This is a genomic window from Kitasatospora sp. NPDC058478 (assembly GCF_042720345.1).
Lineage (GTDB): Bacteria > Actinomycetota > Actinomycetes > Streptomycetales > Streptomycetaceae > Kitasatospora.
Window position 1 is genome coordinate 58,019 of sequence record NZ_JBHXML010000036.1, and the last position, 9,361, is coordinate 67,379.

Here is a 9,361-nt window from a genome sequence, read left to right on the forward strand (position 1 = left end):
CCGGGGCCGGACCGGAGTCTGGGGTGGCTACTCGCCGTACTCGCGGATGTAGTCGGGCATGCAGTCCGCGCAGCGGTAGCCGTGGTGGGTGTTGTGCAGGCTGTGCTCGTCGGCAAGGACGGGGCAGTCGCCGTCGAGGCCACGGCAGCGGGCGAGTTCGGCGCCGGGCGGCAGGTCGATGCCGAGGATCTGGGCGCCGAGCAGGGTGACCAGGCGGCGCTGGCGCGTGTCGGTGAGGCCGTACTCGGAGTCGAGGAGGCCGAGCAGGTGGTCGATCTGGGTCTGCTGCTCGTCGGTGAGCTCGTCGTAGCGGGCGGTGTCGGGGCGGGTCTCGATCGCGAGGACGACGGTGGTGAAGGTGGCGGTGGCGAAAGCCATGACGGTGGTCCTTCCCGGTTGGGGCTGGTTCGCTGTCGGTGCCCTCACCCTCTCATAAGCAACCTTCAATTTGCAAGTTGTTTATGGCGTGCTCCGAACACGCCGAAGCCCCCCGCACCGACAAGAGGTGCGAGGGGCTCCGACAGCAACGACCCGACGGCCGCTCAGCTCAGGTACGTGTCCCGGTGGATCTCCAGCATGTCCGACAGCGAGTACAGCGCCGCTCGCGGCGTCCCCCAGTTCCGGATGCCGTACCGCTGCACCAGCCGCCACAGCGTCGTCGGCGACACCGTGCGGCCGGACTGGGAGATGAACGCGGCGATGGCCCGCAGGTCCTGCAAGTCGGTCGGCGGAGCGGGCGGTGGGACGGCGGAGAGCATGAAGGGATCCTCGGTCAACGGGACGGCCAGGCGACGGCGCCGGCCAGGGTCACAGCAGAGCGCCGCTCCGCTCAGATCGCGGTCTTCAGCGCCGACCGCTGCCCTCGCTGACGGGCGACGGCGAGCTGGGCCAGGGTCCACGTACGGGGGGCGCCGCCCTCGGCGGTGACGGCACAGTGCCGGTTGACGCACGACACCTTGCGCAGCGCGCGCACCCACACCAGGCCGACGGTGCCGCACTGCGGGCAGGGCTGCGCGCGCACCACCGAGGTGTCCCCCATGTGCAGCGCGCTCTCGACAGCGCTGCGCCACGCCATGGCGTCCAGGTAGGCCTGCCAGTCGCCGCCCAGTTCGGCCGCGCGGCGGCCGGCCTCCCGGTAGGCCTCGGACCGGTCGGCCGGAGCCGGCTGCGGTTCGGCCTGGGCTGCGGCGCGGGCCTGGGCGATGAAGTCGCTCACGGCCGAGTCCGAGTCGGCGATGTGCTGGAGGAGCTCCACGTTCACCGGGGCCGCGCCGGCCGGGCGCCCGCTGCCGGTCCGGGTACCGGCCCGGGAGGGCTGGGTGCGGGCCAGCCACTCGGGGCTGTCCAGTTCGTTCAGGAGCCGTGCCGGATCCGGGTACTGCCGCCGTCCTGCCTGCCGCGGTGTCGTCATCGCGTATGCCCCCTGCCCCTCGGCCGCTGTCCCTCGGGCCGCACGGTGCTGACGCCGTACGCGGCGGCGAAGGGACGTAGCGGAATGATCACGTCCAGCTAAGGAGCCATCATGGCAGACACACATTCGGGTCTGGAAGGTTCGAAACTGAACAAACTCGGCGTCAGAGCTGGTCCGGCACCTGGATGCCCTCGATCAGGAGGCCCTTGAGGTAGGCCGCGGCGGCCGGCGGGACCTCGCCCTCGGCTTCGGCGCCGTCCAGGAGCAGGGCGACGGTCGCCAGCGCGGTCCGGTGGGCGTCCGCGGTGGAACCGTCGCGCAGCGTCCGGCCCTGTTGGCGATAGACCGCTTCCCAGTACTCGGCGGCCGTCCCTTCGACGCCGGCCGACCCGCCGCCTGACCTGCGCCACAGCGGGGTGACCGTCGCGAGGTCGTGGTCTGACGATGCGGCAGCCTGGCCGGTCATGGGCATCTCCTCATCCGGCAAGGGGGGAATGTCGCTCGGGCCGCCGGTGAGCCATGGCTAGCGTCGCAAAAGATCACCGTCAAGCGCTACACACGCAGGTTAAATGGCGCACAAATGACCCTCGGACACCGGGGCTGTGGCTCTGTGTAGCAGCGGAAAGGGGCGTGCCCTTCCAGGCAGGACCAGTTCAGAGCTACCGACAACGAACCGACCTCAACCGGGAAGGGCACCGAGAGTCGCCCATGGCCCGCGTATCACCGCATAGCCCGTGCAACACGGTGAGTGTAGCCGGATCTCATTTCATGCGGTACTCACGTGATTGCGCGGCAATCACTGCCAGCTCACTGCCAGCTCACTGCCAGCTCACTGCCGGCTGAATCCGAGGGCCTTGATCACTGCGGCGTACTCGGTGGTGACGTCCGCAGCGCGGTCGAAGAACGGCAGGGCCTTCTGGTGGCTGTAGGCCTCGGGCACCTTGGTAGACCGACGGATAGTGGGCAGGAACAGCTCCTGGTAGGTCGCTTCGGCTTCGTTCTTGGCGTCGTCGTAGACGGCGCCGGCACTTCGGTTGGTGGGGGTGTCGACCATGAGGACACCGGCGAGCTGGGGGTTGGCCCCGTTGGCTCCGAACGTGCTCTGAACGCGGGCGATGGTCTGTTCAATGCGGGTCAGGGCCCGGAGCTCCTTCCAGCCCGGCTTGACGCACACGATCACTTCGCCGGCGGCGACCAGAGCGTTCACGACAACCAGTCCGAGGTTTCCCGGGCAGTCGAGCAGGACGACGTCGTAGTCGTCGACGACGGAAGCAAGTGCATCGCGCAGCCACATCTCCCGGCCCATCATCGTGGTCAGGGTCTGTTCGGCGTTCTCCAGCTCAACGGACTCGAGGACCAGGTCGAGGCCTTCGATGCGCTTGCTGTTCTCGTCGTCGGCCGGTCCGGCGTAGGCCGAAACGATGGCGTCGCTGATCTTGATCTTCTTGTTGACCAGCACGTCGTGGATGGTGGCCTGGCCCTCGATCTCGTCCGGCTGGTCGTAGCCGAGGGACGCCGATCCGTCGCACTGGGAGTCGAGGCCGACGAAGAGGACGCGGAAACCGTACTTGGCGAGCCAGGCCGCGATGGTGACGGCTGAGGTGGTCTTTCCGGCGCCGCCGGACTGGTTGGTGAAGGCGATGATGCGTGCCACTGGGGTCTCCCACAGGGTCAGGGATGAGGGGCGGGCCATGGCGGTTCTGGCCTGCCGGCAGAAGGTGATTGCGCGGCAATCACTCACACCCGAAGGCAACGAGACGTCGCGGTAGCGGGGCGGTGGGGTGCTGCTGCGCGGGGGCGTCCGGGCCCGTACCGAGAGGCTTGAGGTGCACGTTCTCGATGGGCAGTCTCGGCGGTCAGCCTGGAGCGTGACGGGCGAGGTCGGACATCTGGTTCGAGCGAACGGTACACCGTTCCTTCGGAACGGGGCTACCCGCCCCGTCGAGTTCACCCGACGGGGCGACAGGTTTCACTCTCTAGGCTGACAGCGAGGCCAGAAGCGTACGGACGCTCTCCAGCTCCGATGCGGTCAGGGCGTCGAAGACCGCCTGGGCCACGTCCTCGGGGTTGCCGGAGAGCACCAGGGTCCGATCCGGAGTACGGGCTGATTCGCTCTCGACATGAGGTTCGGTCCCGGCGTCCGAGTCCGCCTTCGAACCGCGCTGCGCCGGCATCTCGGCGACCTGGGCGTCGTCGGTGATTGCCGCGCAATCACCCTGGACGCCGTCCTCGCCAACTGAGGTGTCGGTCTGGCGCCGCTCTACTGCACGCTCCTCGGCTTCCGGCCAGGGCAGAGAACCATCGACCACCGCGAGCTGTTCGTCTGTGGTCAGCTGCTCAAGAACTGCCGCAGCTACAACAGCCCCATCCTGAGTGCCCTGAGACGAAGCAGTGATTGCCGCGCAATCATCCTGGGCAACGCCGGCCGGGGCACTTCGGGGCATGGCGCCGGTGTTGGTGTCGCCGGCTCGGGGCTTGGCGTTCCCCTTGCCCGACTCGCCTCGGGCCAAGGCGATGACGTCATCCCGGCTGAGCTCACCGCGGTAAAAGCGACCCTGTACGTCGTGGTCGACCTTGGCCAGGACTTCGGCGGCGAACTTGAGCTTGATACCGGTCTCCCGTTCCCCGCTCCACTCGTCGTCGACGGCGTTCTGGAGATCGGGGATCAGCCTGAGGAGCGCCAGCCGCTGGGAGATGTAGGTCTGGGAGATCCGTTTGTTCTGCTCGGCGCCGAGCCGCTTCACCAGGGCTCGCTGTGACAAGCCTTCTTCCTTCATGACCAGGTCGAACTCCACGGCCTCCTCGACCGGGGTCAGCGACTCGCGCTGCATGTTCTCCTGGAGGGAGGTGATCCGCAGGCTCTTGATGTCGAGCATGACGTTGATCGGGACCTTCTCGAGGCCGGCCATCTTGGCTGCGGCGAGCCGACGGTGGCCCCCGAGGACGACGTACGGCTTGCCAGCATTCTCGGCAGCCGCTGCGTACTTGGGCTGAAGGTCCTTGTAGTGCTGCACGTAGACCGCGGTGGGGACCACCGTGAGAGCGGTGCTCAAGTTGTCGCTGGTGATGGTTTCAGCGAGGGACTCGATGTTGCGGAGCTTCTTCCGGCCGTTGGTTGGGCTCGGAAAGAGGTCATCGACTGGCGCGGTCGGTTGGCGGTTGAGGATTTGCTGCTGCTGGCTTCGGGCGGCACCAAGGCTGCGGCCGCCGAGGCCTGGAGTGGTACCCATAGGGCTTCTCCGTCGGGATGGGGGACGACTCTCGGGCGCTGAGCTTAGTCGTCGGTGTCGTGGTCCCTACTTGCCGGTGGTGATTGCGCGGCAATCACACGCGCTCTCGTTTCGGGGCAAACTGCCCATTCCGATTGAGTGCGAAGCATCATGGGGGACCGCCGGCGAGCGTGCTCAAGCGCGTACGTTCTGGGCCAGTATGTCGTGTCTGAACGGCTTCTGAGGAATCAACGGCACAACTCGCCGGGGAGCGAGCCCCCGGCGAAGGTGATTGCCCCGCAATCACTCGGGCCCGCCCAGAGTGTGACGTGGATCAAGCGGTCCCCGCAGGCGCGGTGAACAGGGGGCCGGGGTGTTCAGTGCGGCGCCGCGTTTTTCGCCTTCGCTGCGGTGCGGTCATGGCGAAGGCGTTGTTCGGCGGCAAGTTGACGTCGTGCGCTCTCTGCCCGGCGATGCTCTTCGGCTGTGGGCTCACAGTACGCCGGTTCGGGGTTCGGTTCGGGCTCGACCAAGCTGGGGCAGTGCCGGTGGGCGAGCCGTCGAGAATCGGCTTCGATCTTCTCTCGAGCAGCCTGTTCGGCGGCGCGTCGTTCGGGGCCGGCTTCGAACAGGTGCTGCAGCTCCTGAGCGATGTCGTCCCGGATGTAGGACCGGGCCTCAACGGGTTCGGGAGGGGACGCCGGTGGGTCACTCACCTCAGGTTCCCGGTGGAACGACTGTCGGACGGGGCCGGGGGCCAGGATGCTCAGGCTCCGCACTGGCGGGCGGCCACCGGTCTTCTCGTTGATCCGGGCGGCAATCTGGGTGGCGTGGAGGCGGAGCTGGGTGGCGTAGGCCGGACTGGTCGGCCGGAGATGGAGGGTGCCGGTGCCCGGGTCGTATCGCTCAGCAGCTACCGCAGAGGAGAGCTCGGGAGCGATGGCCGGCCAGTCGGTGATGATGTCAGCGCCACCGAGGTTGAGGTCCCAGCCGGCCTGCTGGAGGAGAGCGGCCAGGGCGCCACCGGCGGTGACGGGTCGCCGGTCCCAGGACGCCCGGGTCTTCACACGGGTGCGGCGCTTGGTCTGGGAAGCTTCATTGGGCTTGTTTTGTGCATTCTCGCGGGCACGGGCAAGGGCCTGGCGTGCAAGGTCAGCTCCGGTGGACGGAGGGTTACTCACAGGGCAGCTCCGAGGAAGGCGGCGATGTCGGCCTCAGCGGCTGTGGTGTTGGTCTGAGCGGCCGGGGTGGTGGCGGTCTGGAAGGCGACGGCCTGGGCCTTGGCCCTGCGGGCGGTGGCGATGACCTGCCGGGCGGCAGACGGCAGCTGGGCAAGGCCGGTTGCCGAGGTGGGACCGGTCATGAAGCCGTCGGCAACGGCTGCACGGGCCTTGGCGGCACGGTGGCTGCGTTCGCGTTGGGCTTCCGCTGCCCGGGCGCGGTGCTCCTTGGTCGGCCACAGCAGGGTTGCCGCACCGAGTCGGTGGGCGAGCAGGCCGGAAGGGCGGCGAACGTGGTCGGGCTGGTCGAGGAGGCTGAGCCAGGCCTCGACCTCGGTGGCGGTCCAACCGGCGTCCGCGACGTCGGTAAGCACCCAGGCAAGCCGGGCCGGGTCGGACTTGCCCAGCCACAGGACGCGACGACGGAGTTCGGCGGCGAGCTGGAAACGCCGGGAGACCCGGTTGCGGTGGGGACCGCGGTTGGACTTCTTCGTGGTGTTGATCGGGCCGTTTCCCTCAAGACGGGTAGCGGAAGGTGATTGGTCAGCAGGAGGTGTGAGGGAACCACCCACCACTGGGGTGCAACGCCGCTTGCTGATCTTGGTCTTCTTCCGGCGGCGGACGGCCTTGGAAGCGAGCTTGCCGAGGCGGGCGATGGTCTGACGGCCGACCTCGGCAATGCCGGTCATGCGGCGGTCCGGGCCCTCGCCCGTGGTGCGGATGCCGAGCGCCTGGTCGAAGGCCTGCGGGATCGTCAGCGCGAAGTGGGAAGTGCGGAATGCGCCCGAGGGCTGGTTCTCGCTGCGGGCGATCCGGGTGCCGAGCTCAACGTAGGCGAGCAGGCCGGCGTTGCGCAGGTGGGCGAGGTGGTACTGCACGGTGCGCTCACTGAGCTTGAGCACGCGCATCAGGTACTCGACTCCGGGCCTGACTTCGGTCAGCTTCGTCAGCTCCTGGGCGACCCGAACGGTCGTCGGGCCGAACTTCGGGCCTGACTTCGGGGTGAGAGCGAGGCCGGACCCGTCCACCCAGTGCACGGCCTGGAGCCAGCTGTAAGTGTCGGTGACGATCCGGCCGGAAGTGGTGGATGCCCACTGGCCGGACGCTGCGACGGCCAGCGGGCCAGTTACCTGCCGGCCAGCATATTCGTACTGGTGGTCGAATTCGAGGTTGGACGCGTCCCTTACCGGGAGTGCGTCGTGGGTGGGAATGTCCCCCAGGAGGGTGGAGATTCGGTCGACATCCCGAATTTGGCTGGACTCGATCTGACAAAGGGCATGCGGATCCTGCATCATGAACTCGTTCCTTCGCTCTGCGCGAGGGCACGCAAAAGGCTGCCCTCGGCGCTGCCCCCGGATTTCGATCTTGGAGGCTGCTCGGTGGGTGGTTCTGTGGAGAACCAAGAAGGACCCGCCCCGGTTCAGGGGGCGGTGAACGTTGTCCCGCGGCCGGCGTAGGAAACCGGGTGCGGGCCCTGGTCGGACAGGTCGAGGCGGGAACCTCGGCAAGTGCCGGCCGTGACGTGGCAGTCGCTCAGGTGCGGGAAACACCGGGGCGGCCTGGACGGTGGTGAACGGGGCTTCCCTCGGGAAAGGGGAGCTGCTGGAACACCGCCCGAGAACTCAGCTCAAGGCGATCAGCTCCTGAGGGAGTGTGCCTGCGAGTGGACAACCGGACCCGGAACGCCCGTACGGCGGCATCGGGACGGACATCTGGGGAGAAAGAGCCGACGAACCGAGTCGGACGGCCTCAGACATGACGCGACCCACCAGGCCGACGCGGAGCGTTCACGCGCGCGACAGGGTGGGTCTTCTTGCGCCCCCACCAGGGGACACAGGTACCATCAATCACGTCGAGACCATCCTCTGCTTGGTCTTGGCGCCTACAGCCCCGAGTGATCTCGCCAGAACGTTCGCAGCGAACTGGCATCCGAGACCTCGGGGTTTCGGCGTTTTGGGCTCTTCTCGTAGGACCACCCCATGATCAATCTGTGGATGGCCGGTATCACACTACCGCTCCCAGAAGGCCCGTGGCGACTCATCAGCCCCCGCGCGCCGAAACCATCCACAGGGATTAATCAGATGACCATCCGATGAGCTGAATATCTGCCAGGACAGGGCAGGCACCATATTAACGGGCCCGATCCATGTCCGGAAGATCTTGAAGAACTGGCCTTTCACCTGCGGTGATGTGTCCCGGCCTGTGGTCCCCTATGCGACATCAGGGCCACTATCTCCCGGCCGGGGTGCGGTAGTGGGAGGCGCGCCCGGTGCGCCGGGCGCTGTCCTCCGGCCTGGTCAGCTGCCGTACTTCTCGCGGAACTCGCGGATCCTGGCGACGACCTGGGCGCCGATGGCGGCGAGGTCGTCCGTAGAAGCCGGAATGAACAGCTTCTCCTCCCAGACGTCGCCCAGGAGCATGTCCAGTCCGAACGGGGCGTCGCCGGGGACCTCGCCGGGGACGGCCTCGAAGGTGGCGAGCACGCCGTCGGCGTGCCAGACCGCAGGGAGGTCGGGGTGCCGGTCGTGCTGCCAGTCGGTGCCGAGCAGGTGGGCGACGTAGGCGGCGAGCTGGTCGAGGTTGAACTCGGTTGAGGTCGGGTCGGGGAACATGGCGGGCGCCTTCCGGTTGGGCGGTTCGTTGTCGGTGTCGCCACCCTCACATAGACAACCTGCAAAATGCAAGTTGCTTATGGCCTCGGGCATGCACGGGCCCCCACACCAGCAACTGGTGAGGGGGAACTCCGTGCCAGGACAGCCGACACGCTCAGGTGCTCGTACGGGCCCGCGCCGCCGCCTTCCGGCCGCCCCGCGCCGCCGACGCCGCCGGGACACACTGCTCGCACCGGCACCGCTGATTGACGTGCCGGCTCTCAGTACCGCACAACGCCGGCCGCCGCCGAACGGCCCGGCCGGCACGCTGAGCCACCGCCAGGGCCTGACGGAACCGCAGGTCCACACGGCGCAGCCGGTACACCGGCGACGGCGACAGCCCGATCTCGGCGGCCGCGCTCCTCACCGAGCCGCCTGCGGCCACCGCCTCCAGCAGCTGGCCGATCAGATCCTCGTCCGCGATGGTCAGCCGCGGCGGCCGTCCGGAGCGTCCGGTCACGGCCGGTCCCGGGCGGCGGGGTCGCCGAGGAGCGCGGCCGCGCCGAGTGCCCTGCGCGCCCGTCGGGCCATCAGCTCGTAGCCGGCGGTGTGCAGCTGCTCGGCGACGTCGGCGAGCTCCGTAGGGTTCCAGCCGCCGCCGCGCCACCTGCGGGCGGCGGAGGAGGTGGCGGCGGAGGCGCCGGCGAGGAACAGCGCGGCGTCGCGCTGCGGGCCGGGCGCGATGTCGGGCAGCAGCAGGCCGAGGAGTCCGTCCAGGCCCCGGGCCTGCTCGACCAGGCCGAGGGTGAGCAGGCCCTCGAGAACCTGGGCGGTCCCGGTGACCAGGCGGGGGGGGGCGCGGGGGGGGGCCCCCGCCGGGGGGGGGGTGAGGGGGCCCCGGGCCCGGGGGGGGGGGCGCCCCCCGCCGGC

At 68.6% G+C, this 9,361-nt stretch carries 10 protein-coding genes; all 10 read right to left on the reverse strand.

Annotation, left to right across the window (positions count from 1 at the left end; genetic code table 11):
• Positions 1–27: 27 nt before the first annotated feature.
• Entirely contained in the window at positions 28–378 is a 351-nt protein-coding gene (locus ACFWPT_RS21205; RefSeq protein WP_380483432.1) for a hypothetical protein, read from the reverse strand.
• Positions 379–542: 164 nt separating this feature from the next.
• A complete protein-coding gene (locus ACFWPT_RS21210; protein WP_380483434.1) occupies positions 543–758 on the reverse strand; it encodes a hypothetical protein in 216 nt (71 codons plus the stop codon).
• Positions 759–829: 71 nt separating this feature from the next.
• Positions 830–1,411 carry a hypothetical protein gene (locus tag ACFWPT_RS21215; RefSeq protein ID WP_380483436.1) on the reverse strand — a complete coding sequence of 194 codons (582 nt, stop codon included), beginning with the start codon at positions 1,409–1,411 and terminating at the stop codon, positions 830–832.
• A gap of 163 nt (positions 1,412–1,574) precedes the next feature.
• A complete protein-coding gene (locus ACFWPT_RS21220; RefSeq protein WP_380483438.1) occupies positions 1,575–1,877 on the reverse strand; it encodes a hypothetical protein in 303 nt (100 codons plus the stop codon).
• 363 nt (positions 1,878–2,240) lie between these two features.
• On the reverse strand, positions 2,241–3,065 hold the full coding sequence (locus ACFWPT_RS21225) for a ParA family protein (protein ID WP_380483440.1): 825 nt from the start codon (positions 3,063–3,065) through the stop codon (positions 2,241–2,243).
• Between the two features lie 322 nt (positions 3,066–3,387).
• On the reverse strand, positions 3,388–4,641 hold the full coding sequence (locus tag ACFWPT_RS21230; RefSeq protein ID WP_380483442.1) for a ParB/RepB/Spo0J family partition protein: 1,254 nt from the start codon (positions 4,639–4,641) through the stop codon (positions 3,388–3,390).
• Positions 4,642–4,997: 356 nt separating this feature from the next.
• Positions 4,998–5,801: a DciA family protein gene (locus tag ACFWPT_RS21235; protein WP_380483444.1), complete on the reverse strand. Its 804-nt coding sequence runs from the start codon at positions 5,799–5,801 to the stop codon at positions 4,998–5,000.
• Positions 5,798–7,135, reverse strand: a complete 1,338-nt coding sequence (locus ACFWPT_RS21240) for a winged helix-turn-helix domain-containing protein (RefSeq protein ID WP_380483446.1) — start codon at positions 7,133–7,135, stop codon at positions 5,798–5,800. The genes ACFWPT_RS21235 and ACFWPT_RS21240 overlap by 4 nt, the downstream gene beginning before the upstream one ends.
• A gap of 1,002 nt (positions 7,136–8,137) precedes the next feature.
• The gene (locus ACFWPT_RS21245; RefSeq protein ID WP_380483448.1) at positions 8,138–8,452 is read right to left on the reverse strand and encodes a hypothetical protein; all 315 of its coding nucleotides are present in this window, start codon (positions 8,450–8,452) and stop codon (positions 8,138–8,140) included.
• 495 nt (positions 8,453–8,947) lie between these two features.
• The coding region (locus ACFWPT_RS21250) for a hypothetical protein (protein ID WP_380483450.1) at positions 8,948–9,361 on the reverse strand (414 nt) is incomplete at its 5' end.

What these genes read in the sequence shown, in the direction of transcription:
- ACFWPT_RS21205 (WP_380483432.1), bottom strand. Translation starts at nt 378, where the DNA reads ATGGCTTTCGCCACCGCCACCTTCACCACCGTCGTCCTCGCGATCGAG.
- ACFWPT_RS21210 (WP_380483434.1), bottom strand. Translation starts at nt 758, where the DNA reads ATGCTCTCCGCCGTCCCACCGCCCGCTCCGCCGACCGACTTGCAGGAC.
- ACFWPT_RS21215 (WP_380483436.1), bottom strand. Translation starts at nt 1,411, where the DNA reads ATGACGACACCGCGGCAGGCAGGACGGCGGCAGTACCCGGATCCGGCA.
- ACFWPT_RS21220 (WP_380483438.1), bottom strand. Translation starts at nt 1,877, where the DNA reads ATGACCGGCCAGGCTGCCGCATCGTCAGACCACGACCTCGCGACGGTC.
- ACFWPT_RS21230 (WP_380483442.1), bottom strand. Translation starts at nt 4,641, where the DNA reads ATGGGTACCACTCCAGGCCTCGGCGGCCGCAGCCTTGGTGCCGCCCGA.
- ACFWPT_RS21240 (WP_380483446.1), bottom strand. Translation starts at nt 7,135, where the DNA reads ATGATGCAGGATCCGCATGCCCTTTGTCAGATCGAGTCCAGCCAAATT.
- ACFWPT_RS21245 (WP_380483448.1), bottom strand. Translation starts at nt 8,452, where the DNA reads ATGTTCCCCGACCCGACCTCAACCGAGTTCAACCTCGACCAGCTCGCC.